At 67.8% G+C, this 22,542-nt stretch carries 25 protein-coding genes, 1 tRNA gene and 1 pseudogene; 22 read left to right on the top strand and 5 right to left on the bottom strand.

Features of this window, described 5'->3' with window-relative positions; all coding sequences use genetic code 11:
- Positions 1–7 precede the first annotated feature (7 nt).
- Positions 8–316 carry a hypothetical protein gene (locus LBW94_RS22185; protein WP_225052952.1) on the top strand — a complete coding sequence of 103 codons (309 nt, stop codon included), beginning with the start codon at positions 8–10 and terminating at the stop codon, positions 314–316.
- 165 nt (positions 317–481) lie between these two features.
- On the opposite strand, the gene LBW94_RS22180 is transcribed toward LBW94_RS22185, so the two are convergent.
- Positions 482–835, bottom strand: a complete 354-nt coding sequence (locus LBW94_RS22180) for a winged helix-turn-helix domain-containing protein (RefSeq protein ID WP_225052950.1) — start codon at positions 833–835, stop codon at positions 482–484.
- A gap of 131 nt (positions 836–966) precedes the next feature.
- On the opposite strand from LBW94_RS22180, the gene LBW94_RS22175 reads away from it, so the two are divergent.
- The 11 genes from LBW94_RS22175 (at position 967) to LBW94_RS22125 (ending at position 8,147) form a co-directional block, all read left to right on the top strand.
- Positions 967–1,413, top strand: coding sequence for a hypothetical protein (locus LBW94_RS22175; protein ID WP_225052949.1), 447 nt, complete (start codon positions 967–969; stop codon positions 1,411–1,413).
- Between the two features lie 5 nt (positions 1,414–1,418).
- Positions 1,419–1,688 (top strand): hypothetical protein, encoded by a 270-nt coding sequence (locus LBW94_RS22170; RefSeq protein ID WP_225053267.1) that lies wholly within the window; start codon positions 1,419–1,421, stop codon positions 1,686–1,688.
- Between the two features lie 5 nt (positions 1,689–1,693).
- Positions 1,694–2,269 carry a DUF2637 domain-containing protein gene (locus LBW94_RS22165; protein ID WP_225053265.1) on the top strand — a complete coding sequence of 192 codons (576 nt, stop codon included), beginning with the start codon at positions 1,694–1,696 and terminating at the stop codon, positions 2,267–2,269.
- Positions 2,270–2,342: 73 nt separating this feature from the next.
- Positions 2,343–2,687 carry a hypothetical protein gene (locus LBW94_RS22160; protein ID WP_225052947.1) on the top strand — a complete coding sequence of 115 codons (345 nt, stop codon included), beginning with the start codon at positions 2,343–2,345 and terminating at the stop codon, positions 2,685–2,687.
- On the top strand, positions 2,684–3,961 hold the full coding sequence (locus LBW94_RS22155; protein ID WP_225052946.1) for an FtsK/SpoIIIE domain-containing protein: 1,278 nt from the start codon (positions 2,684–2,686) through the stop codon (positions 3,959–3,961). The genes LBW94_RS22160 and LBW94_RS22155 overlap by 4 nt, the downstream gene beginning before the upstream one ends.
- Positions 3,958–4,083: a hypothetical protein gene (locus LBW94_RS22150; protein ID WP_255633471.1), complete on the top strand. Its 126-nt coding sequence runs from the start codon at positions 3,958–3,960 to the stop codon at positions 4,081–4,083. The genes LBW94_RS22155 and LBW94_RS22150 overlap by 4 nt, the downstream gene beginning before the upstream one ends.
- A gap of 5 nt (positions 4,084–4,088) precedes the next feature.
- Positions 4,089–4,277, top strand: coding sequence for a hypothetical protein (locus LBW94_RS22145; RefSeq protein ID WP_225052944.1), 189 nt, complete (start codon positions 4,089–4,091; stop codon positions 4,275–4,277).
- Positions 4,274–4,930, top strand: a complete 657-nt coding sequence (locus tag LBW94_RS22140) for a hypothetical protein (RefSeq protein ID WP_225052942.1) — start codon at positions 4,274–4,276, stop codon at positions 4,928–4,930. Before LBW94_RS22145 ends, LBW94_RS22140 begins: the two co-directional genes overlap by 4 nt.
- The gene (locus tag LBW94_RS22135; RefSeq protein WP_323137896.1) at positions 4,927–6,717 is read left to right on the top strand and encodes a replication initiator; all 1,791 of its coding nucleotides are present in this window, start codon (positions 4,927–4,929) and stop codon (positions 6,715–6,717) included. Before LBW94_RS22140 ends, LBW94_RS22135 begins: the two co-directional genes overlap by 4 nt.
- Before the next feature lie 15 nt (positions 6,718–6,732).
- Positions 6,733–6,939 carry a helix-turn-helix transcriptional regulator gene (locus LBW94_RS22130; protein WP_225052940.1) on the top strand — a complete coding sequence of 69 codons (207 nt, stop codon included), beginning with the start codon at positions 6,733–6,735 and terminating at the stop codon, positions 6,937–6,939.
- Complete coding sequence (locus LBW94_RS22125; RefSeq protein ID WP_225052938.1) at positions 6,939–8,147, top strand: tyrosine-type recombinase/integrase; 1,209 nt, start codon at positions 6,939–6,941, stop codon at positions 8,145–8,147. Before LBW94_RS22130 ends, LBW94_RS22125 begins: the two co-directional genes overlap by 1 nt.
- 44 nt (positions 8,148–8,191) lie before the next feature.
- Here LBW94_RS22125 and LBW94_RS22120 read toward each other — a convergent pair.
- Positions 8,192–8,275: transfer RNA gene (locus LBW94_RS22120), tRNA-Leu, on the bottom strand.
- Positions 8,276–8,474: 199 nt separating this feature from the next.
- Between LBW94_RS22120 and LBW94_RS22115 the strand changes: the two genes are divergently transcribed.
- The 7 genes and pseudogenes from LBW94_RS22115 (at position 8,475) to polA (ending at position 17,713) form a co-directional block, all read left to right on the top strand.
- Positions 8,475–9,101: an ANTAR domain-containing response regulator gene (locus tag LBW94_RS22115; RefSeq protein ID WP_225052936.1), complete on the top strand. Its 627-nt coding sequence runs from the start codon at positions 8,475–8,477 to the stop codon at positions 9,099–9,101.
- A gap of 246 nt (positions 9,102–9,347) precedes the next feature.
- Positions 9,348–10,556: a branched-chain amino acid ABC transporter substrate-binding protein gene (locus tag LBW94_RS22110; RefSeq protein WP_225052935.1), complete on the top strand. Its 1,209-nt coding sequence runs from the start codon at positions 9,348–9,350 to the stop codon at positions 10,554–10,556.
- A gap of 94 nt (positions 10,557–10,650) precedes the next feature.
- Entirely contained in the window at positions 10,651–11,688 is a 1,038-nt protein-coding gene (locus tag LBW94_RS22105; protein ID WP_225052933.1) for a branched-chain amino acid ABC transporter permease, read from the top strand.
- Positions 11,685–13,106, top strand: a complete 1,422-nt coding sequence (locus LBW94_RS22100) for a branched-chain amino acid ABC transporter permease (protein WP_225052931.1) — start codon at positions 11,685–11,687, stop codon at positions 13,104–13,106. The genes LBW94_RS22105 and LBW94_RS22100 overlap by 4 nt, the downstream gene beginning before the upstream one ends.
- A pseudogene (locus LBW94_RS22095) lies at positions 13,103–14,053 on the top strand (ABC transporter ATP-binding protein); the annotation flags it as partial. The gene LBW94_RS22100 and the pseudogene LBW94_RS22095, both read left to right, overlap by 4 nt.
- 144 nt (positions 14,054–14,197) lie before the next feature.
- Positions 14,198–14,893: an ABC transporter ATP-binding protein gene (locus LBW94_RS22090; protein WP_225053262.1), complete on the top strand. Its 696-nt coding sequence runs from the start codon at positions 14,198–14,200 to the stop codon at positions 14,891–14,893.
- Between the two features lie 78 nt (positions 14,894–14,971).
- Positions 14,972–17,713, top strand: coding sequence for a DNA polymerase I (gene polA, locus LBW94_RS22085; RefSeq protein WP_225052929.1), 2,742 nt, complete (start codon positions 14,972–14,974; stop codon positions 17,711–17,713).
- A 179-nt stretch (positions 17,714–17,892) separates the two neighbouring features.
- On the opposite strand, the gene LBW94_RS22080 is transcribed toward polA, so the two are convergent.
- Positions 17,893–18,225 carry a four-helix bundle copper-binding protein gene (locus LBW94_RS22080; protein ID WP_225052928.1) on the bottom strand — a complete coding sequence of 111 codons (333 nt, stop codon included), beginning with the start codon at positions 18,223–18,225 and terminating at the stop codon, positions 17,893–17,895.
- A 565-nt stretch (positions 18,226–18,790) separates the two neighbouring features.
- Between LBW94_RS22080 and LBW94_RS22075 the strand changes: the two genes are divergently transcribed.
- Positions 18,791–19,225, top strand: coding sequence for an alpha-isopropylmalate synthase regulatory domain-containing protein (locus LBW94_RS22075; RefSeq protein WP_225052926.1), 435 nt, complete (start codon positions 18,791–18,793; stop codon positions 19,223–19,225).
- Positions 19,226–19,326: 101 nt separating this feature from the next.
- Here LBW94_RS22075 and trxA read toward each other — a convergent pair whose 3' ends face one another.
- Positions 19,327–19,725, bottom strand: a complete 399-nt coding sequence (gene trxA / locus LBW94_RS22070) for a thioredoxin (protein ID WP_225052924.1) — start codon at positions 19,723–19,725, stop codon at positions 19,327–19,329.
- Positions 19,726–19,801: 76 nt separating this feature from the next.
- Entirely contained in the window at positions 19,802–20,320 is a 519-nt protein-coding gene (locus tag LBW94_RS22065; protein WP_225052922.1) for a 2'-5' RNA ligase family protein, read from the bottom strand.
- A gap of 59 nt (positions 20,321–20,379) precedes the next feature.
- Here LBW94_RS22065 and LBW94_RS22060 point away from each other — a divergent pair, with 59 nt between their 5' ends.
- Positions 20,380–21,477: an isocitrate/isopropylmalate dehydrogenase family protein gene (locus LBW94_RS22060; RefSeq protein WP_416276929.1), complete on the top strand. Its 1,098-nt coding sequence runs from the start codon at positions 20,380–20,382 to the stop codon at positions 21,475–21,477.
- 153 nt (positions 21,478–21,630) lie between these two features.
- A complete protein-coding gene (locus LBW94_RS22055; protein WP_225052919.1) occupies positions 21,631–22,542 on the top strand; it encodes an ABC transporter substrate-binding protein in 912 nt (303 codons plus the stop codon).

Here is a 22,542-nt window from a genome sequence, read left to right as displayed (position 1 = left end):
CGCGCCCATGACCACCACTGTCGCTGTCCTGCACGACAATCACATGTCCTACCTGCATCGCCGCGCCGCTGCACTGCTGCTGCAACTGGCCGAACACCCGCTCGAGGACGGGTGGGCGCTGCTGCGGGAGGAACCCGCCGCCGTGGTCCACATCGCTGCCATGGCTCTCCAGGCCACCGCCACGGAACTGGCGCAGCAGCAGAACACGAGCATTCTCGCCGTTCTCGAACGCAGCGGTGTCCGTGTCTGCGCGAACGACGCGTGCGAGCACGGCCTCGCCACCGCGGATACGGTCGTGATCGCCACCCACGTGTAGAACGTTCCGCACTGACCAGTCCGTCCGCGGTGCCGCGAACGGCGGAACCCCGATGCCACGATCGAGCAGTCCCCTCGAGGCATCGGGGTTCGTGCTGTCTGTTCCCGCTGATGGCCGGGTTCGGCGACTCCGATCGTGAGTCGCGGGAGTTGCGCCGGTTCTATGTCATGCGGTGTCTGGTGCGCCGCGTTCGAGGCGTTGTTCGACGGTGGCGAGCCGGTCCTCGATGCTGCTGAGCCGAGCGAGGACGGCGGTCAGCTGTCGCGCTATCGGATCGTCGGCCGGATCGGTGTCGGGGCGGGCCTGATAAAAGGTTCCCTTGCCTCGCCAGGAGACGACGAGTCCTTCCGAGCGCAGTACCTCGACGGCGGAACGGATTGTCTCCCTGGCCACTCCCCAGGTTTCGGCCAGTGCCGGCATCGACGGCAGTTGCTTGCCCGGTTCGTAGGCGAGGCGAAGCGAGTCGGCGATCCGCAGGTACACGGGCCTCGGGTCGACGCTGGGTGGCCGGTCTGCCATGCCCTGACCCTATCAGACTATGTTACCTAGTAGCTACCAGTCTTCTATCTACTACCTAGACAAGACTAGATAACTATCGTAATCTAGTCCTGCCGGTGGGTCCGGTGCTCGACTAGACGGAGGTAGAGGACATGGCGATCAAGAAGGGCTATCAGTTCCCGATCGGGTTCGGTGAGGCGTTCCCTCAGGGCCTGGTGGGGGTGGGGGAGATCTCGGCGATGACGAAGTACAACCCGATCCCGGGTGCGGTGGCGGAGCAGATGTTCGACATCGATCCGAAGACGGGGGAGGGGACCGGTTTGCCGTTGTGGAAGATGACGGTGACCGACCCGCATCAGGACAAGGCGAAGCGAGCGTCGTTCGAGATCGTGTTCGTCGCGCAGGTGCAGCCGGTGCCGGCGACACAGGAGATCGTGCCGGGTACCGGGATGCGGATGATCGAGCTGGAGGGGTTGACCGCCGAGCCGAAGGTGATGGGACAGGGCGAATTCAAGTACCTGGGTTTCCAGTACCGGGCGACGGGGATCAAGGGCGACACCTCGGGCGCGCAGCGACCGGCGACCGGGAAGGCTGCGTGATCGTCATGTCGTGGATGTCGCTGCATGCCAACGGGTTCGAGGGTGTGGAGGCGGAGTATTCGCCGACGCACGGCACCGACTACGGGGCGCAGATTCCCGCGTACGTGCTGGTGAAGATCGGTGACCATCACGCCTCGCTCGGATTGAAGATCGAGGACGCGCGGGTCCTGTCGGCGTCGCTGGCCCGGATTCTGATGCTGCACGACTCGGTGGAAGACCTGGCCGCCGAATTGTCGGCCGACGACGTGTCCGAGCCGTCGCCGAAGGTGGCGTGAGTGTCATGAATCAGAAGGCGATGCGGTGGGCGCGGGCGTTCGCGGTCCTGGTGATCGTCGGTGTCGGCGCCGCCGCATTCCGCCTGTCCTTCTCCACCCTGCGCGACCTGGCGGCACTCGCGCACGTCCCGGCCTCGGATGCCTGGTTGCTGCCGTTGATCATCGACGGCACCATCGTCCAGGCCACTGCCGCGGTCCTGGTGCTGGCCAAGTCGACGGAGCGCCGCTGGTTCACCGGGGTTCTGGTGGTGGGTGCGGTGGTGTCGGTGGCCGGTAACAGCCTCCACGCCATCGCCAACGGCCACGAACTCCCCGCCTGGGCGTGTGCGGTGGTGGCGGCTATCGCCCCGGTCGGCCTGCTGGTCGATACGCACGGCCTGGCGCTGCTGCTGCGCACCACGACCCGAACTCCGGAACCGGTCATCGCATCCGAACCCGTGGATGAGACTGCACCGGAACCGATTCCGGCCCTCGAACCGACTGCCCCGGTGCCTGGGGTGGTCCCTGCTCCGGTGCGTCGTCGCCCGGTGCCGGTGGTGCGACCGGTATTGCCGTCAGCGGCCACGTCTCTCTGCGAGTAACTGCACGCGGTCGCTGGATCGCGAAGTCATCCAATCTGTTTCGTCTCGATCTTGTGCACCCTGAGGAGGGGTGATGTCTGAGCCTGCGCGTTTTTCTCCCGGTCCCGGCGCCCTGCCGAACATCGCGACCGGAATCGGGGTGGTGGTGATCGCTGCCGGGGTCGGCCTGGCCCTGGCCTCCCACCACACCACCCCCACTGTCCCGCACCCGCAGTCCACCTCGGCCCCGGCCCCGGCTGCGGTGGTGTCCGCCTCGCCGAGTGATCCCACGGTGCCCGACCCGGTTTCGTCGTCGACGGCCGTGGTGGGTCCGGGGTGCTGGATGTTCTGTGGTGAACCTGCGTTGCCGCCGGCGGATTCGTCGGGCTGCCGCTTGTTCTGCGACCCGTCCCGCCCGGCCGGGGACGGTGCCCGGTGATCCCCGCGGCGGAACTGGCCCCGGTGTTGATCTCCGGGGGTGCAGCGCTGGTGCTGGGTGCCCGGATGCTGCGCTGGTCCCGCACACCCACCACGGCGGCCCCGACGGTGGCGGAGATCCTCGCCGATGCCCCTACCGAACTGCGGACCGCGGTGTTGTGTTTCTACGACCCGGCGCAGGAATGGGTGATGTGGAAGTCCCTGGATCTGGGGTCGGTGGAGGACGGGTTCCCGCACGTCGTGGATGCCGTCTACACCGGTCACGGCCTGGATGTGGAGGTCCAGATCCGGGGTGGCCAGCACTTGAAGACCTGGACCGCCCCGGACACCCTCGACGCGTTGGCCCAGTACATCGGTGTCCCGGAAGTCACGGCGACACAGGGGTTTCCAGGGTTCGTTCGTCTCCAGGTCCGCGTGTTCGACACTCTCGCTGCCCCGGCCTCGGCGCCGCGGGTGGTCGGTGATGGTGTGGACCTGGAGGCGGTCCCGGCGGGTGTGTTCGAAGACGGCGACACCTGGACGGTCCCGATCCAGGGCCGGCACGTCCTGCTCGGTGGCCGCACCGGGTCCGGCAAGTCGGGGGTGCTGTGGTCGCTGGTCAACGGCATGGGTCCGGCGATCCGCTCCGGTCGTGTCGAGCTGCGGGTGATCGACCCCAAGGGCGGCATGGAACTCGGCTTCCTGGAACCGGTGTGCACCCGGTTCTCCTGCACCACACCGGAGGAGATGATCGGCCAGTTGGAGGAGACCGTCTCGGATATGCAGGAGGCCGCCCGGCGGTATCGCGGTGACCGGGTCCGCAAACCGGTTCCGACGCCGGACAACCCGCTGGTGGTCACGATCATCGATGAGGCCGCCACCTTGTCGGCGTTCACCGAACCGGAGATGCAACGCCGGTTCCAGCGCGCGCACGGCCTGCTGCTTTCGCAGGGCCGCGCACCACTGTTTTCGGTGATCGAGACGGTGATCGACCCGAGCAAGGAGAACGTGCCGCAACGGCAGTTGCTGCCGTATCGGATCGGGCTGGCGATGGACGAACCGACCCAGGTCGCCATGATCCACGGCCAGGGCGCCCGCGACCGTGGCTCCTATTGCGACCGGATTCCGCACACCACACCGGGTGTCTGTTTCGTGCAGGAGGACGGTACCGCTGGGTTCCGGCGTGCTCGGGCGTTCCTGGTCACCGATGACGACGTGGATCGCATCGTCGCCGCATACAAACCGGTCCCGCGGCCGGTCAACCTCGCCGACTTCGAGAACGGAACCGCCGCATGAGCATCACCGACTATCTCGCGTACGTCGCCGATGCCGACCTCGATGACCGGATCTGGTTGCGGCAGTGGACCGAACGCCGCGGCCTGGCCGGCGTGGAATGCCCCGACGAGCCGGAACCGTGACCGACATGACCAGCAACGATGATCCGAATTCTCCGAAATCTGCTGCCTCACAAGTAAATCCGATCGTGCAAGCGGCGGCCGACCAGGTGCGCCGGGCGAAGGATCGGACCGCACGCGAGAAGACGAAAACTCTGCCGCGGTCTGCTCGCCGTGATCAACAGTCCTTGTTCGATATTCCGGGGGTGACCGAATGACCACCGTCAACTCTGATCTTCATGTCCGTGTCGAGCCGACCCGCAACAGCCCGCACGCTGTGGAAGTCGTCGGCGCCGGGTTCCTCGGCCTGGCAACCGTCGTCGGCACGCTGGTCTGCTGGGCGGTGCTGTTCCCGATGCTGTCGCTGCCGGTGGCTGCGGCGGTGGTGGCGGAAGTGGTGTGGGGATGGCCGGCCGCTGCCGCGGTGGTCGGCGTGTCCACTGCGGGGCTCATCTTCTGGCGCTGGACGCGGCCGGAGATGTTCCGGCGGTGGGTGACCGGCCGCGCCCGGACCCGGTTCCTCGTCTGGTGGCGTTACCGCCGCCGATGGAACACCCACCTGCACGCCTGCGGATTGACCATCGAACATGCCGGGATTGCGAGAGTGCCTGTCCTGCAACAGACCACGATCGCCACGGCGGTGGATGTGCTGCGGGTGCGGATGCTGCCCGGCCAGTGCCCGGCCGACTACGAGAACCGCGTCGAGCACCTCGCACACGCCTTCGGCGCCACCGAATGCCGGGCCACGATCACCGGCCCCGCACTGGTGCAGCTGGTGATGCGCCGCGGGGACACCCTCGCCAACCCGACCCGGATACCACCTGTCGGCCTGGACCTCACCGGCGGCGACCAGGAAGGAACGGCTGTATGACCCACCCTTCGGATACGAACGTCGCGGTCTCCGGCGACACCGAAGACCCTGCTTCGGCGTCGGGAGACCGGGTGACAGCGGCCCAGCGGCGGGCCATGCCGAACATCGTCGAGATCGCCCAGGCCGCCGCCGAGAAGTTCGAGGTGTGCAAGCGGCCGATCCCGATGCGAGGCTTCCGCCCTGAATCCGGTGAATCGAAATACATTGCGGCAGCGTGCAAGACGACACGAGCATCGGATTGCCCGGCCTGCGCGAAGAAGGCCAAGGCGCTGCGGGTGACCCAGTGCAACGAGGGCTGGCACATGCTCACCGAACCCGATGACGCACATCGGCCGCCGACTGAGCACCAGATCGAATTGTTGACCGCACGGGCGGACCTGCTCGCCGAATACAAGACGGCTCGCGCCGCTGACGATGAGGAGACCGCGCAGGGATTCCGGGAGGTCATCGCGGATCTCGACCGGGAACTCCGGGAGTCGGGGTTGCGGGGCCGTATCCCCGGTATCGACGCGCAGTCGAAGCCTCGGTCTGTGAAGTCGACACGCCGCCGGCAGGACTTCCCGAACCTGCCCCGGAAGAAGGTCTCGAAGGAGACGATCGGCCGGACGTATGCAGGCAAATACCAGCCGTCGACGTTCCTGACCGCCACCCTCGACTCCTACGGCCGCTGCCACACCGACGGTGCTGTCAACAAACAGGGCCAGGTGTGCGGGGACGGTTCGCCGGTGGACCCGGACACCTACGACTACCGGCGGGCTGCCCGGGACGCGATCTTCTTCCCGATGCTGTTCGACCGCACCATGCAGAACTGGCGGCGGGTCACCGGCCGGGATGTCCAGTACTTCGCGACGGTCGAACCGCAACGCCGCGGCGCCCCGCACGCGCACATCGCTGCCCGCGGCACGGACCCGCATGCGGTGATCGCGGAGTTGCTGGCGGGGACATATCACCAGCTGTGGTGGCCGCACTTCGACCACGAGGTCTACACCGATGACCGGATGCCGGTCTGGGACCACCAGGCGGACGGGTTCGTGGACCCGGACACCGGCCACGCCCTGACCACCTTCGACCACGCCAAAGCCGTGATGGACTCGGTCGACGAGGTGGAACCGGCGCACGTGATCCGCTGGGGTGTCCAAACCAAAACCGTCGACATCGACGGCGCTGACCTCGACGCAGAGGGCGAACGGGGTCCGGTGCGGCCGAACAAGGCCAAGGGCGTGCTCGGCGGCACCAAGGACGCCAACCGGCTGATCGGCTACCTGACCAAATACCTCACGAAGTCCATCGGGGAAGTGCTGGAGGCACCCAACGAGCGGACCCGCCGGCACTACGACCGGTTGCACGCGGAGTTGCAGCGCACCCCCTGCTCCCCGGCGTGTGCGGTGTGGCTGCGGTACGGCATCGCGCCGAAGAACGCGACCGCGAAGACCCAGCCCGGCCGATGCAAGGGCAAAGCACACCGCCGGGACACCCTCGGCCTACGGGGACGGCGGGTGCTGGTGTCGCGGCGCTGGAGCAACAAGACACTCCCGGATCACAAGGCCGACCGCATCGAATTCGTCCGCCGGGTCCTGGCCGCCGTCGGCAAGGCCAAGCAACAGCAGTCGCAGGGCTGGATCGTCCGCCTGACCGACACGTCGGACCCGGACGTGCCCACGCGCGAGCACCTCATTTTCTCGGCAATCGCGCAACGGTCGGTGTGGCAGAACGACTACAACGAGGCGCTCGGGCTCATCGGTCCGCCTGGGGCGCAACAAGTTCCGGATATGCCGGTCGCGGCGTAGGGAGGAGAGCCGGACATGGGCGAGGAAGAGTATCTACGGGCGAAGGGCTGCGAGGCGTTGACGGGGATTCCGGAGGCTACCTGGCGGTGGTGGGCGCATATCGGGTACGGCCCGGAGAGTTTCAAGCTGGGGCCGCGGCGGCGGGTGTGGAAGCGGTCGGCAGTGCTGGCGTGGATCACCGAGCAGGAACGCACCACGGTCCGCGGCGGGAAGGTGGCGTGATGTCGGCGCGCAGGAATCCCCGTGCGGGAGTGGAAGATCGCTGGCACAAGACCGTCACCGTGGCCGACCCGGTCACCGGCGCCAAGACACGCAAGCGGGTGAAGTCCGAGTTGTTCGGCAAGGGCAAGCGGTGGCGTGCTCGGTATGTGGACCCCAACGGGGTGGAGCGGGCACGGTCGTTCGCGACGAAGGCAGAAGCTCAGAAGTTCCTCGATGGCGACGTGACCACGAAGGTGGTCACCGGTACCTGGGTGGACCCGGATCGCAGTGGCGTGCTGTTCTCGGTGGTCGCCGAGAAGTGGTACAGCACGAAGAAGGGTTGCAAGCCGAAGACCGTCGCCGGTTACCGGTCTCTGCTGGACACGCTCGTGATCCCGCGGTGGGGGAGTGTCGCGCTGCGGGATATCGAGTGGGAAGACATTCAGGAGTGGGTGGTCACCCTGTCGACTTCGGGCAGTATCCGGTTCGAGGGTCGTGGGTTGTCGGCGTCGCGGGTGGTGCAGGCGTATCAGGTGCTCGGGCGGGTGCTGCGGTACGCGGTGAAGGCCAAACGGCTGGCGGTGAATCCGGCCGAAGACGTCGACCTGCCCGCGGTGAACTCGGGCGAGCGCCGGTACCTCACTCATGTGGAAGTCCTGCGGCTGGCGATGGCGGCCGGCCGGTTCCGTCCGCTGGTGCTCACCCTGGCGTACACCGGCATCCGGTTCGGCGAGGCCACGGCCCTGCGGGTGGACAGCGTCGACCAGGGGAAGCGGCGGCTGTGGATCACTCGTTCGGCAACCGGGGTGACGGGGGAGGGGGTGGTGGAGTCCGACACGAAGAACCACTCCTCGCGGGCTGTGCCGGTGCCGGGGATTCTCGCCAAGGAACTCGGCAGTTTGCTGGAGGGCCGCGGCGCGGATTCGCTGGTGTTCCCCTCGCATAAGGGTGGTCACCTCACGTCGACCGAGTTCCGGTGGGTATTCGACCAGGCCGCGGAATCGGCGGGATTGTCCGGAGTCGTACCGCATGGTCTTCGTCATACCGCGGCGTCGCTGGCGATCAGTGCCGGCGCCAATATCAAGGTCATTCAGCGGATGCTCGGGCACAAGACGGCGACTTTGACGCTGGACCTCTACGGCCACCTGTTCTCGGATGATCTCGACCCGGTCGCGGATGCAATGGATGCCGGTGCACGTGCAGCTGCGGACCAATTGCGGACTGCCTGAATTACCGGGAGTGAAGGGAATTGGAAAATGCCTGGTCAAAGGAGTGCCGAGTGTGGGACTCGAACCCACACGTCCGTGAGGACAACGGTTTTTGAGACCGTCGCGTCTGCCTGTTCCGCCAACTCGGCGCACTGGTCGCACATCATAGCCCGACGCCGGCCGGGAAACCGAATCGGTGTGATGCCGATTGGTCGGTGCAGGGTAGATGGGGTTGGTGCGGAGTTCACCGGTACGCTTTAGCTACTCGGGTGTGCCGGTGCGGTGAGGGGTGGCGTCGTTGCCGGTACTGCGTCGAGTATCGGCATCGGAGACATGAGGGGTCTATCTATGGGAACGACAGCAGGGGGCGCCAACAAGGACGCCCCCGGGGCCGCCGCCGCGAAGCGGGTGGTGGTGGCCGAGGACGAGGCGCTGATCCGGATGGACCTGGTGGAGATGCTCTCCGAGGAGGGCTATCAGGTGGTGGGTGAGGCCGGCGACGGTCAGCAGGCGGTGGATCTGGCCGAGGAGTTGCGGCCCGATCTGGTGATCATGGACGTGAAGATGCCCCGCCGGGACGGGATCGACGCCGCGGCCGAGATCGCGTCGAAACGGCTTGCGCCGGTGGTGATCCTGACCGCCTTCAGTCAGCGCGACCTGGTGGAGCGGGCCCGTGATGCGGGTGCGATGGCCTATCTGGTCAAGCCGTTCACGAAATCGGATCTGGTGCCGGCCATCGAACTGGCGGCGAGCCGCTTCCACGAGATCACCGCGCTGGAGAGCGAGGTGGCGAATCTCTCGGAGCGCCTGGAGACCCGGAAACTGGTCGAGCGCGCCAAGGGTGTGCTGATGCAGACCCAGGGCCTGTCCGAACCGCAGGCATTCAAGTGGATTCAGCGCACTGCCATGGACCGGCGTACGACCATGAAGGCCGTTGCCGAGGTGGTGCTGGAGAATTTGGCGCCGAAGTCGTAGCGGCACGTCGTCGCTATTCGCGCACAACCGAATTGCCACGGGTTTACGCGGACGCAACACAGCACGGAGTTTATCGAGTCCGAACGTCACAGGGATGACTCGATTGTGATGCAGAGCTAACGTCGCGACGCTATGTTCTGAGCCTGGGCCGACGTGATCGGCCCCCTCTCGGTAAGCCGGGGGGAGCGCAGAACGTAGAGGTGAAACGTGCTTAGCTCGACATGGCGCGGTCGGACCACGCGAGGCTTGTTGGCTCTCGGTGCGGCTGCCGTCCTGGTGCTCACGGGGTGCAGTTCGAAGACGACGACGAGCAGTGGCGGTTCGGAGACCTCCGGCTCGAGCGGCGCCGGTGCCCTCTCCATCCAGCCCGTCACTCAGGTCGACTCGAACGGTAAACCGGTGGCCGCGACCGATACCGCGAAGGCCGCCGACCCGGCCGACACCGGCAAGGCCACCTGCCCGGCCGGGACCACCCTCGCCTTCGCCGGCGCCCTGACCGGTTCCAACGCCGCCCTCGGCATCAACATCGCCGACGGCGCGAAGCTGGCGCTGGATCAGCACAACAAGGCCAACCCCGGCTGCAAGATCGAGCTGAAGACCTTCGACACCGAGGGCGATCCGCAGAAGGCGACCGGCGTGATCCCGCAGATTGTCGCCGACAAGTCGGTCATCGGCCTGATCGGCCCGGCGTTCTCCGGTGAGACCAAGGCGACGGGCAAGATCCTCAGCGACGGCGGCCTGGTCTCGGTGACCGCGTCGGCCACCAACGCCACGCTCACCCAGAACGGCTGGACCTCCTTCTTCCGTGGCCTGGCGAACGACGACGTGCAGGGCCCCTCGGTGGCCAAGTACCTGGTCGGCAGCGCTGGTTACAAGAAGGTCTGTGTCGTCCAGGACAACAGCGACTACGGCACCGGCCTGGCCAAGAGCGTCACCGAGGGCCTGGGCGCCGCGGCCGATCCGGCCTGCGCGGCCAGCGTGAAGGCCGGTGACAAGGACTTCTCCGCGACCGTCACCAAGATCGCCGCGGCGAATCCGGACGCGGTCTTCTACTCCGGCTACTACGCCGAGGGCGCGCCGTTCGCGGCGCAGCTGAAGTCCGGTGGCGTGAAGGCCGTCTTCGTCGGCCCCGACGGCGTCAACGATCCGGAGTTCGTGAAGCAGGCCGGTAGCGCCGCCAAGGGCGCGACCCTGACCTGCCCCTGTGGTCCGGCGCCGGACAAGTTCGCCAAGGACTACACCGCGTTCAACAACCAGGCCCCGGGCGTGTACTCGGTGGAGGCGTACGACATCGCCACGATCCTCGCCAAGGGCATCGACGCGGGCAAGCTGACCCGTCCCGACCTGCTCGACTACGTGAAGAACTACGAGGGCGACGGTCTGGGCCGCCATTACAAGTGGAATGCCAACGGTGAGCTGTCCAGCGCGCTGATCTGGATCTACACGGTCAAGTAACCGCCGAACGCCGGTCGCAGCACGTGCGGGGCGGCTCGCCCGTCCCCGCACGTGCTGTTTTCGTGGCTGCACCACTGATGAGGGCGAAACACGTATGACGACAACAACTTGGGCCGACTCGGTACACCTCGTCGGCGCCTCGATCGGCTTCGACTATCAGGCCGTGTTCGACAACTTCTGGCGGCTGACCGTCGACGGAGTGGCCTACGGATCCATCTACGCGCTCGTGGCGGTGGGGTACACCCTGGTCTACGGCGTGCTGCGGCTGATCAACTTCGCCCATTCCGAGGTGTTCATGCTCGGGATGTTCGGGCAGCTGGTCGGGTTGATGATCTTCGGTTTCGCCGCGGCGCCGGACGCCTACTCCCAGGGCGTGGTGCTGACCTGTGTCTACCTGCTGCTGGCGATGATCGTCGGCATGCTGGTCTCCGGTGGCGTGGCCGTCGGACTGGAACGGGTGGCGTACCGGCCGCTGCGCAAGCGCGGTGCGCGGCCGCTGAGCTTCCTCATCACCGCGATCGGCATGTCCTTCGTGTTGCAGGAGTTCGTGCACTTCATGCTGCCGAAACTCGTTCCGTCCCTGGGTGGTCCGAACGCGCAGCAGCCGATCATCCTGATGCAGCCGACCAAGCAGTTCGGCTTCTTCGGGGCCGACATCACCAACATCACCATCCTGATCGTGGTGGCGGCCGTCGCGCTCGCGCTGAGCACCGAGATGGTGATCAACCGCACCCGGTTCGGCCGGGCCATCCGCGCGGTCGCCCAGGACCCGGACACCGCGACCCTGATGGGCGTCTCCCGGGAGCGGGTGATCGTGCTGACCTTCTTCATCGGCGGCGTGCTCGCCGGCGCCGCCGCGCTGCTGTACACGGTGAAGATCCCCAACGGCATCATCTACTCCGGCGGATTCATCCTGGGTATCAAGGCTTTCAGCGCCGCGGTGCTCGGCGGCATCGGCAACCTGCGCGGCGCGCTGCTCGGCGGGCTGATCCTCGGCGTGGTCGAGCAGTACGGGCAGATCCTGTTCGGAACCCAGTGGCGTGACGTGGTCGCGTTCCTGGTGCTGGTGCTGGTACTCATGGTGCGGCCCACCGGCATTCTCGGGGAGAGCCTCGGAAGGGCGCGGGCATGAGCGACACCCAGATATTGCCGGTCGTCCCGGAGCGGCCCGCGGGGCAGGGCCTCGGGGACACGCTGCGCACCTGGTGGGGTGGCCTCGGCCGGCCCGCACAGTGGGGCGTGGGCGTCCCGGTGCTGATCCTGCTGGCGCTGCTGCCGCTGTATCCGCCGCCGGGGATGGACACCCCGGCCTACAACTTCGGCCTGGTGATGGCGCAGGTGGCGATGTACTGCCTGGTCGCCATCGGCCTCAACGTGGTGGTCGGGCAGGCGGGCCTGCTCGACCTCGGCTACGTCGGCTTCTACGCCGTCGGCGCGTACACGGTCTCGCTGCTGACCAGTAAGAACAGTCCCTGGAACCAGACCCACGGCGGCTGGCTGGACACCAAGTGGGCCTGGCTGGCGTGCCTGCCGTTGGCCGCGCTGGTGACCGCGCTGTCGGGGCTGATCCTCGGCTCGCCGACGCTGCGCCTGCGCGGCGACTACCTGGCGATCGTGACGCTCGGTTTCGGTGAGATCGTCCGGCTGCTGGCCGACAACCTCGACGACATCACCAACGGCAGCCTGGGCCTGTCCGAGGTCGCCTATCCGCACGTCGGCGAGTCGGCGAAGAAGCCGGACGGTGTGTTCTCGGCCGGCAACGTGGGCGACCCGTCGAGTCTCAATCCGCTGGATCGCGCGGGCTACGGCACCTACTGGTACTGGCTGGGCATGGTGCTGATCGTGGTGATGCTGCTGATCGTCGGGAATCTGGAGCGCAGCCGCGTCGGCCGCGCCTGGGTGGCGATCCGGGAGGACGAGGACGCCGCCGAGATCATGGGCGTGCCGACCTTCAAGTACAAGCTGTGGGCGTTCACCATCGGGGCCGCGGTCGGCGGCGTCTCCGGAGCGATGTACGCCGGTCAGGTGCAGTTCGTGAACCCGACCCAGTTCAACGTCGTCAACTCCATGCTGTTCCTGTGCGCGGTCGTCATCGGCGGCCAGGGCAACAAGCTGGGTGTGCTGGTCGGCGCGTTCGTCATCGCCTATCTGCCGGCCCGGCTGACCTCGATGCACCTGGTGTCCGACCAGACCACCGGTTACGTGCTGCTGGCGGTGGACGTCGTGGCGTTCGTCGCGCTGCTGCTGGTGCGGCGCCGGTTCGGCGACCGGTTGCCGGTGTGGGTCCGGCGTGCGGTGATCACCGTGATCATCTTCACCGGCATCATGGCCGCCCTGCTGCTGGGCAGCGTGCTGCTGTTCCGCCCCGGCGGCGCGCAGAACCTCGGTGACCTCAAATATCTGTATTTCGGTGTGGCACTGGTGGTCATGATGATCCTGCGGCCGCAGGGCCTGTTCCCGGTGCGGCAGAAACTGCTCACCTACGGCCGGCAGGTGTATCAGGCGGTCCGGCATCCGGCCGAACCGGAACTGGCAGGAGCGGGGCGATGACGGGTCCGGGCGGCGCGCTGTTCGACAACGAGGACATGTCCGCCGGGTACGCCGCGGAGCCGGAGGCCGGCAGCGCCGGCGAGGTCGACGTGACCGCCGTGCTGCCGGTGCTGGCCGATGCCGAGGCGGTCGCGAATGTGGTTGCGCCACATCGCGATATCGAGACCGCGGTGGGCGAGCCGCTGCTGCGCACCGACGGGCTGACCGTGCGGTTCGGCGGTCTGACCGCGCTGGACCAGGTGAGTTTCGAGATCCGCCGCGGCGAGATCCTGGGCCTGATCGGGCCCAACGGCGCGGGCAAGACCACCTGCTTCAACGCCATCACCGGCGTGTACAAGCCGGCCGCGGGCACGGTCTACTTCGACGGCAAGCCGCTGACCAAGTCCAAGCGCAACGAGATCACCCGGCTCGGCATCGCCCGCACCTTCCAGAACATCCGGTTGTTCGGCGAGATGACGGCGCTGGAGAACGTGGTGGTGGGAACCGATGCGCGGCACCACACCTCGGTGCCGGGCGCGATCCTGCGCACCCCGCGGCACCGCCGGGAGGAGCGCGACGCGATCGAACGCGGGATGGCGCTGCTGGAATTCGTCGGCGTCGCACCCCGCGCGGTGGAGAAGGCGCGCAACCTCTCCTACGGCGATCAGCGGCGGCTGGAGATCGCCCGCGCGCTGGCGACCGAGCCGAAACTGCTGTGCCTGGACGAACCGGCGGCCGGCTTCAACCCGGCCGAGAAGGCCGCGCTGATGGAGCTGATCCACAAGATCCGCGACGACGGCTTCACCGTGCTGCTCATCGAGCACGACATGCGCCTGGTGATGGGGGTGACGGACCGGATCGTGGTGCTGGAGTTCGGCCGCAAGATCGCCGACGGGCTGCCGCAGCAGATCCGTGAGGATCCCGCGGTGATCGCCGCCTATCTCGGTGTGCCCGACGACGAGGCGGCCGCCGCGGAGTCCGGTGCGCCGGCGCCGGGCTCGCTGTTCGTGAACGAGGGCACCGAGACCACGGTGCTGCCCGTGGTGGGCGATCCGGCCGCCCCGGCCCCGGCGCCGGCCGGTCGCGCCGAACCGCTGCTGCGGGTCGAGGACATGGTGGTCAACTACGGCAGAATCCAAGCGCTGCACGGTCTCTCGCTGCACGTGTCGGAGGGTGAACTGGTCACCCTGCTGGGCGCCAACGGCGCCGGCAAGACCACCACCATGCGGGCGCTGTCCGGGCTGCTGCCGCTGACCCGGGGTCGAATCATGTTCGAGGGCAACGACATCACCCGGGTGCGGGCGCACGAGCGGGTGGTCGCCGGGCTGATCCAGGCGCCCGAGGGCCGCGGTGTCTTCCCCGGCATGACCGTGCAGGAGAACCTCGACATGGGTTGTCACGCACGGCCTTTCGGGAAGAAGGCGGAGTACGACACGACCCTGGAATGGGTGTTCGGGTTGTTCCCGCGATTGCTGGAGCGGCGCAAGCAGGTCGGCGGCACGCTGTCCGGCGGCGAGCAGCAGATGCTGGCCATCGGCCGTTCGCTGATGGCCCGGCCGAAGCTGTTGCTGCTGGACGAGCCGTCGATGGGGCTGGCGCCGATGGTGATCCAGCAGATCTTCCGGATCATCGGCGAGATCAACGCGCAGGGCACCACGGTGCTGCTGGTCGAGCAGAACGCGCAACAGGCCCTGACCCGCAGCGATCGCGCGTACATCCTGGAGACCGGCGAGGTCACCAAGACCGGGGCGGGGCATGCGCTGCTCACCGATCCGGCGGTGAAGTCGGCCTACCTGGGCGTCGGCTGACCGGCGTGGGCTGATCGGTGCCCCGGCTCGGGGCGGGCTGGCGGGACGGTGTCGGTGGGTGTCCCTAGACTCTGTCGGGTGACCCCCACCACCACCGATCAGCGCCAGAGCACGTCCACCGCCACCTCGCAGCCGGCCGGTGAGCGGCCGACGTTGCTGCTGCTGGACGGGCATTCGCTGGCCTATCGCGCGTTCTTCGCGCTGCCCGCCGAGAATTTCAAGACCGTCACCGGGCAGACGACGAATGCGGTGTACGGGTTCACCGCGATGCTGATCAACCTGCTGCGCGACGAGAAGCCCAGTCATGTGGCCGCCGCGTTCGACGTCAGCCGCAAGACCTTCCGCACCGAGGCGTATCCGGAGTACAAGGCCAACCGCAGCCAGACGCCCGACGAGTTCCGCGGTCAGGTGGAGATCACCCAGGAGGTACTCGCGGCGCTGGGCATCCCGACGCTGGCGATCGACGGCTACGAGGCCGACGATGTGCTCGCCACCCTCACCACACAGGCTGTGCCGCAAGGATATCGGGTGCTGATCGTCACCGGCGACCGCGATTCGCTGCAACTGGTCAACGACGATGTCACCGTGCTCTATCCGCGCAAGGGCGTCTCGGATCTCACCCGGTTCACCCCGGCGGCGGTGGCGGAGAAGTACGGGCTGACCCCGGCGCAGTATCCCGATTTCGCGGCGCTGCGCGGCGACCCGAGCGACAACCTGCCCGGCATCCCGGGCGTGGGGGAGAAGACGGCCGCGAAATGGATCCGCGAGTACGGCGATCTGAACGCGCTGGTCGACCGGGTCGACACGGTGAAGGGCAAGGTCGGCGACGCGCTGCGCGCGAATCTGTCCAGCGTGATGCTCAATCGGCAGCTCACCGAGATGGTGAAGGACGTGCCGCTGCCCTACACCCCCGACCAGCTCGCCCAGCAGCCGTGGGATCGCGACAAGATCCACCGCCTGTTCGACGATCTGGAGTTCCGGGTGCTGCGCGACCGGCTGTTCGAGACGCTGGCCCCGCCGGAACCGGAGGCCGAGGCCGGTTTCGAGATCTCCGGCGGTGCGATCGAGCCCGGCGCCGCCGCCGACTGGCTGGCCGACCACGCGAAAGCGGGTGTCCGCCACGGTGTTTCGGTGGCCGGTACGGGCACCCCCGCGCACGGTGACGTGACGGCCGTCGCGATCTCCGCCGCCGACGGCGAGGGTGGTTACTTCGACGCGGTCGCGCTCACCCCCGAGGACGAGCGGGCCCTCGGCGCCTGGCTGGCCGACCCGCACACCCCGAAGGCGGTGCACGAGGCCAAATCCGCGACGCACGCGCTGCGCGGCCGCGGCTGGACCCTGGGCGGCCTGTCCAGCGACACCGCGCTGGCCGCGTACCTGGTCCGGCCGGGGCAGCGCAGCTTCAATCTGGACGATCTGTCGCTGCGCTACCTGTCCCGCGAACTGCGGGTGGAGGACGGCGAGGAGGCGCAGTTGTCGCTGCTCGACGACGCCGAACAGGTCGATGCCGAACTCGCGCAGGCGGAGATCCTGCGCGCCCGCGCGGTCGCCGACCTCGCCGACGCCTTCGACGCCGAACTGCACGGCATCGAATCCACCGGTCTGCTCACCGATATGGAGCTGCCGCTGCTCGGCGTGCTGGCCGAGCTGGAGGAGGCGGGCATCGCCGTCGACGTGGCGCAGCTGGAGGAGTTGCAGCAGGAGTTCGCCGACAAGGTGGCCGAGGCCGCCGACGCCGCGTACGGGGTCATCGGCAAGCAGATCAACCTCGGCTCGCCGAAACAGTTGCAGGTGGTGCTGTTCGACGAACTCGACATGCCGAAGACCAAGCGCACCAAGACCGGCTACACCACCGATGCCGATGCGCTGGAGTCGCTGTTCGAGAAGACCCAGCACCCCTTCCTGGAACATCTGCTCGCCCACCGCGACGCCACCCGGCTGAAGGTGACCGTCGACGGCCTGCTCAAGTCGGTCGCCGACGACGGCCGCATCCACACCACGTTCAACCAGACCGTCGCCGCCACCGGCCGGCTGTCGTCCACCGAGCCGAATTTGCAGAACATCCCGATCCGCACCGACACCGGCCGCCGCATCCGCGACACCTTCGTGGTCGGCCCAGGTTTCGAATCGCTGATGACGGCCGACTACAGCCAGATCGAGATGCGGATCATGGCCCACCTGTCCAAGGACGAGGGGCTGATCGAGGCGTTCAACTCCGGTGAGGATCTGCACAGTTTCGTCGCGTCCAAGGCGTTCGACATCCCGATCGGCGAGGTCACCCCGGAACTGCGCCGCCGCATCAAGGCCATGTCGTACGGCCTGGCCTACGGTCTGTCCGCCTACGGCCTGTCGCAGCAGCTGAAGATCAGCGCGGAGGAGGCGAAGGCGCAGATGGAGGTCTACTTCACCCGCTTCGGCGCGATCCGCGACTATCTGAACGACGCGGTCGACCAGGCCCGCAAGGTCGGCTACACCGAAACCTTGTTCGGCCGCCGCCGCTACCTGCCCGATCTGGACTCCAGCAATCGGCAGCGCCGCGAGGGCGCCGAGCGGATGGCGCTCAACGCCCCCATCCAGGGCACCGCCGCCGACATCATCAAGGTCGCGATGATCAACGTGCAGCAGGCCGTCCACGCCGCCGGGCTGCGCTCGCGGATGCTGTTGCAGATCCACGACGAGCTCGTCTTCGAGGTCGCTCCGGGCGAGCGCGAGGCCCTGGAAACCCTTGCCCGCGACCACATGTCGAGCGCCATCGAACTCTCGGTACCGCTCGAGGTCTCGGTCGGCGTGGGCCGCAGCTGGGACGCCGCGGCACACTGAGCGGTCCCCGGTCCGGCGACGTCCGTACGTGGTCCTGCAACGGCGTCGCCTGTGGGCTCAGGACAGTGCACGTCGCGTGGGCCCGGCCGCTGCTGTTCGCTGCGCCGGCTCGTACGCTGCTGCCTGCCAGCGGGTCCGGCCACTGCCGCACGTCGCGCGGCCCGGTTCGCGCTGCCCGCTCAGACGACAGGTGTCGATACGAACGCGGTGCACGCCTCGGCGGCGGCCCGGCACACCGAGGCGCAGGCGGTCTCGCCCAGGCGGTCGCAGCGTTCGGCGGTGTCGGTGCAGACCCGGGCGGTGAGTTCGCAGACCCGGCCGTCCCACTCGGAATTGCGGTCGAGCAGGTCCCCGGCCAGCCGGCACAGGTCGGAGCAGTCGCGCAGGGTCTGGATGTGCCGGGCGGTGGCGTGCTCGCCGCCGCGTCCGAGCGATTCGGTGATCTGGTGCTCGCACCGGCGGTGGCAACCCAGCAGATGATTGATCGCGTTCTGGATCGTCAGGTCGGTCATCGCGGTCTCCGTCGTCCGGCGGGTGGTCAATGAGGTCGGGTGAGTGGGTCGCGGCGGGGTCGCCACCGACGCCGCGGACCCGGATCATCGGATGTTCTCGGGAGTTGCGGCTACCGCGAGAGTGGCACGGACGGGCCCGCCGAGGTGGTTTTCCGGAAATTTGCCATCGGGATCGTTACTGCTTCCACCTGCAATGAGATCTGTCCAGGTGCGGTTGCTGGACCGGTCATCGAGCGTTGGTCGGGCGTTCACGAAGGTGTGTGCCGAAGTTACTCATCGGTTCCGTGTCTTTATGGTTGCCATCGGAGGTGTAAGTCCATATTCTCGATCCCGTGCCGAACCCCGCTGCCAGCCGTAGCGCCACGCCGAATGTCGCCGACCGCGACCGGCTGGTGCTTCTTCCGCTCACCGCGATGACGGCTGCCGGTCGACTTCTCGTAGTTCTCCGCCGCAGCGGGGTCTGATTCGGACCGGCCCCCCGCTGCGGGCCGCACAGAACTTTTGCTTTGCGCTGGTTCCCTCTGTCATCAGACACGACAAAGCCCCAGGGAAGACCTAGTCAACCATGACGATCACCATTGATGCACACGCCTTCATCGCCGCCGCGCCCAAGAGCCTGCGGACCGAGTGCGCGGGGCTGACCCCCGCCGAGTTCTACGACCGGTACTGCGACCATTCCGGCCCGGTGAAGCTCGGCGACTGGGCGGCCACCGGTCAGCAGGAACTGCCCAGCGGGTACACCGCCACCCTCGAGTTCGGAGGCCGCCTCCGGACCGTGGTGTCGGCGGGCAGCCCGGTGGCGGCGCTGACCTCGGCCCTCTACGACGAGGGCTACCCGGTCGAGATCCTGCAATTCCACCAGCGTCCCACCGGCGACGGCACCGCGACCTTCGTCCAGTGCGAATGCAACGGCCACCGTCGCTGGGGCGCCGCCATCGCCGACGACGCCGCCGAATCCACCGTGCGCGCGATGATCGCGGGCCTCAGCCACCTCGGCTGAACACCGGCGTCCACACCCGGCGACGTTCGTACACGACAACGCCGCATCGGATCGAAATCCGATGCGGCGCTTGGTGCTTCGTCCGCGGAGAGGCCGGTGGACTATTCGGCGGCGCGGGCGCGCTGCTCGGTGGCCGGTGCGGCGGCCTGCTCGGCCAGCTGCTTGCGCACCTCGTCCATATCGAGGGCCTTCACCTGGGTGACCAGATCCTCGAGCGCGGCCGGCGGCAGCGCACCCGGCTGCGCGAAGACCAGCACGCCCTGCCGGAAGGCCATGATCGTCGGGATCGACCGAATATTGGCCGCGCCGGCGAGTTCCTGCTCGGCCTCGGTGTCGACCTTGCCGTGGATGACGTCGGTGTGCTTGTCTGACGACGCCTCGTAGGTCGGCGCGAAGGCGCGGCACGGGCCGCACCACGAGGCCCAGAAATCGACGAGTACGACATCGTTCGTCTGGACGACGTCGTCGAAATTCTGCGCGGTCAGCGTCTGGGTGGCCATGAGATCCTCTCGTGTCGGTGAGCTGACGGATGCAACGCCGCGCGGCCCGGTTATCTTCCGGACCGGTACGTGACGGCTATCGCCCGTCGTCCGGGCCGGCGATCGGCCAGTCCCGGCGTTGATCGCCGTCCCACCGCCGAATACCCACAAATGTTGCCGGGAAATCGCGGTCGGCGGCTACGGCGTGTACTGCTTCGCCGACCTGGTGCGGTTTCAGCCGCCGGGCCAGCGTGATGTGCGGGGTCCAGGCATCCGGCCGGACATTCGCCGGCACCCCCGGACACGGTGCGAGCACCGCGAACACCCGCTGATGCAACGCCAGCAGCGCCTCGGTGGGCACCACCAGCCGGACCAGAATGGGATTGCGCGCCCCGAACACCAGCAGTCCGCCCAGTCGCACCGGCACCGGCCGGAACTCCAGAGCGCCGAGCGAATGTTCGATGCGCGGCCAGATCTGCCGCGCGACCCCGAGCGTGACATGCGGCCGATGGTCGGCGGCGGGGCTGTGCACCCCCGCCTCGGCGAGCAACTGCCACTGCCGGCGGATCTCGGCGTCGGCCGTGTCGTCCAACAGCAATTCGACGGACTGAACCATGATCTTCGCAAGATAACGTGCCCGGACGGTCCGGTGCAGGAATTCGGGCATGGGTGAGAATGACTCGCGTGAGCGGAAGCGACGGCGGAGTGCGGCTGGGCCTGGTCGAGGGCGACGGCATCGGCCCGGAGGTGGTGCGGGCGGCCCGCGCGGTCGTCGACGAGGCGCTGGCGGTCGCCGGCGCGCCGGCGGCGCACTGGGTGCCGCTGCCGATGGGCGCCGCGGCGATCGCGGAGTTCGGCGATCCGCTGCCCGAGCCGACGCTGCGGGCGCTGGCCGAGCTGGACGCCTGGATCCTCGGCCCGCACGACAATGTGGCCTATCCGCCGGAACATCGGATCGGTCCGCCGCCGGGTGGCGTCATCCGCAAACGCTTCGGCCTGTTCGCCAATATCCGTCCGGCGCGCAGCTTTCCGGGTGTGCGGGCGGTCGGCGGCGAGATGGATCTGGTGATCGTCCGGGAGAACAGCGAGGGCTTCTACGCCGATCGCAACATGTTCGCGGGCTCGGGTGAATTCCGGCCGACCGAGGATGTGGCGATGTCGGTGGCGGTGGTGACCCGCCGGGCCAGCGAGCGCATCGCCCACACCGCCTGCCGATTGGCGGCGAATCGCCGCAAGCGGCTGACCATCGTGCACAAGGCGAATGTGCTGCCGATGACCACCGGGCTGTTCCGCGATGTGTGCCGAGAGATTGCCCGCGAGCACTATCCGGCGGTGCTGGTCGACGACGAACACGTCGACGCCACCGCCGCCCATCTGGTTCGCGCCCCCGGCGACTACGACGTGCTGGTGACCGAGAACCTGTTCGGTGACATCCTTTCCGACCTGGCCGGCGAGCTGAGCGGCTCGCTGGGCATCGCCGCCTCGATCAATTGCTCCGACACCACGGCGATGGCGCAGGCGGTGCACGGCGCGGCCCCCGCGCTCGCCGGGCACAACCGGGCCAATCCCGCCGCGCTGCAATTGTCGGCCGCGATGCTGTTGCAGTGGCTGGGCGCCCGCCGCGACGACACCGCGCTGCGACACGCCGCCGAACGCATCGAACACGCCGTCGCCGCGGTATTCGCCGCGGGGGTCGCTACCGCCGATCTGGGCGGCCTGGCCTCGACCAGCGAATTCACCGAACAGGTTCGCGCGCGCATCCATCGGTGGTGAGGCGCGCGGCCGGGCCGGGTTCTGTTCCACGCGGATTAACCTTCGGTAACCGCCCGACACGGACGGTCCGGATCGCCTACATTCCCAACGACGGGTCATCGGATGTTTCTGATTCCGCTGCCCGGATGACGATGTCAGACACGGAGGCTTGCTGTGTTCGTTCGATCCGGAGTCCGCGGGTACACCCTGCGGGCCGCATGTGTCCTCGCCGGCGGAGTGCTGATGCTGACGGGTTGCTCCAAGAATTCGGAGACGGGCAGCAGCCCCCAGACCACCACCAAGGTGTCGGAGACGAAGGTGGACGACATCGCCGCGAAACTCCCCGACAAGATCAAGCAGGCGGGCAAGCTGACCGTGGGGGTCAATCTGCCCTACGCGCCCAACGAGTTCAAGGATTCCAGCGGGAAGATCGTCGGTTTCGACATCGACCTGATGGACGCGGTCGCCGGGGTCCTCGGTGTGAAGGCCGACTACCAGGAGTCGGAATTCGAGCGGATCATCCCCGCGATCGAGGCGGGCACCCTCGACGTCGGCATGTCGTCGTTCACCGACAACGCCGAGCGGGAGAAGACCGTCGACTTCACCGACTACTTCTCCGCGGGCAGCCAGTGGGCGCAGCAGAAGGGCAAGGCGGTCGACCCGAACAACGCCTGCGGCAAGAAGGTCGCGGTGGAACACGCGACCGTGCAGGAGACCGACGAACTGCCGGCCAAGAGCAAGGCGTGCAAGGACGCCGGCAAGCCCGAGGTCACCGTGGTGCCCTACGACGACCAGGCCGGCGCCGCGACCGCGCTGGTGCTGGGCCAGGTGGACGCGTTCTCCGCGGACTCGCCGGTGACCGAGTACGCCGTCAAGCAGAATCCGGACAAGCTGGAACTGTCCGGCGCGATCTTCGATTCCGCGCCGTACGGCTGGCCGGTGGCGAAGAACTCCCCGCTGGCCGCGGCCCTGCAAGCCGCGACGCAGCACCTCATCGACTCCGGTGACTACCGCAAGATCGCCGAGAACTGGGGTGTGCAGGCCGGCGTGGTCGCCAAGTCGGTGATCAACGGCGCCAAGGGCTGA

Origin of the sequence: Nocardia sp. alder85J, assembly GCF_020176955.2 — a bacterium.
Classification (GTDB): Bacteria; Actinomycetota; Actinomycetes; order Mycobacteriales; family Mycobacteriaceae; genus Nocardia.
Note: the sequence above shows the minus strand (reverse complement) of the source record. Positions and strands in the feature narration are given on the sequence as shown.

Bases quoted from the DNA above. Each gene is read 5' to 3' on its own strand.
- LBW94_RS22185 (WP_225052952.1), top strand. From the start codon at position 8: ATGACCACCACTGTCGCTGTCCTGCACGACAATCACATGTCCTACCTG.
- LBW94_RS22180 (WP_225052950.1), bottom strand. From the start codon at position 835: ATGGCAGACCGGCCACCCAGCGTCGACCCGAGGCCCGTGTACCTGCGG.
- LBW94_RS22175 (WP_225052949.1), top strand. From the start codon at position 967: ATGGCGATCAAGAAGGGCTATCAGTTCCCGATCGGGTTCGGTGAGGCG.
- LBW94_RS22170 (WP_225053267.1), top strand. From the start codon at position 1,419: ATGTCGTGGATGTCGCTGCATGCCAACGGGTTCGAGGGTGTGGAGGCG.
- LBW94_RS22165 (WP_225053265.1), top strand. From the start codon at position 1,694: ATGAATCAGAAGGCGATGCGGTGGGCGCGGGCGTTCGCGGTCCTGGTG.
- LBW94_RS22160 (WP_225052947.1), top strand. From the start codon at position 2,343: ATGTCTGAGCCTGCGCGTTTTTCTCCCGGTCCCGGCGCCCTGCCGAAC.
- LBW94_RS22150 (WP_255633471.1), top strand. From the start codon at position 3,958: ATGAGCATCACCGACTATCTCGCGTACGTCGCCGATGCCGACCTCGAT.
- LBW94_RS22145 (WP_225052944.1), top strand. From the start codon at position 4,089: ATGACCAGCAACGATGATCCGAATTCTCCGAAATCTGCTGCCTCACAA.
- LBW94_RS22140 (WP_225052942.1), top strand. From the start codon at position 4,274: ATGACCACCGTCAACTCTGATCTTCATGTCCGTGTCGAGCCGACCCGC.
- LBW94_RS22135 (WP_323137896.1), top strand. From the start codon at position 4,927: ATGACCCACCCTTCGGATACGAACGTCGCGGTCTCCGGCGACACCGAA.
- LBW94_RS22130 (WP_225052940.1), top strand. From the start codon at position 6,733: ATGGGCGAGGAAGAGTATCTACGGGCGAAGGGCTGCGAGGCGTTGACG.
- LBW94_RS22125 (WP_225052938.1), top strand. From the start codon at position 6,939: ATGTCGGCGCGCAGGAATCCCCGTGCGGGAGTGGAAGATCGCTGGCAC.
- LBW94_RS22115 (WP_225052936.1), top strand. From the start codon at position 8,475: ATGGGAACGACAGCAGGGGGCGCCAACAAGGACGCCCCCGGGGCCGCC.
- LBW94_RS22105 (WP_225052933.1), top strand. From the start codon at position 10,651: ATGACGACAACAACTTGGGCCGACTCGGTACACCTCGTCGGCGCCTCG.
- LBW94_RS22100 (WP_225052931.1), top strand. From the start codon at position 11,685: ATGAGCGACACCCAGATATTGCCGGTCGTCCCGGAGCGGCCCGCGGGG.
- LBW94_RS22090 (WP_225053262.1), top strand. From the start codon at position 14,198: ATGGTGGTCAACTACGGCAGAATCCAAGCGCTGCACGGTCTCTCGCTG.
- LBW94_RS22080 (WP_225052928.1), bottom strand. From the start codon at position 18,225: ATGACCGACCTGACGATCCAGAACGCGATCAATCATCTGCTGGGTTGC.
- LBW94_RS22075 (WP_225052926.1), top strand. From the start codon at position 18,791: ATGACGATCACCATTGATGCACACGCCTTCATCGCCGCCGCGCCCAAG.
- trxA (WP_225052924.1), bottom strand. From the start codon at position 19,725: ATGGCCACCCAGACGCTGACCGCGCAGAATTTCGACGACGTCGTCCAG.
- LBW94_RS22065 (WP_225052922.1), bottom strand. From the start codon at position 20,320: ATGGTTCAGTCCGTCGAATTGCTGTTGGACGACACGGCCGACGCCGAG.
- LBW94_RS22060 (WP_416276929.1), top strand. From the start codon at position 20,380: ATGACTCGCGTGAGCGGAAGCGACGGCGGAGTGCGGCTGGGCCTGGTC.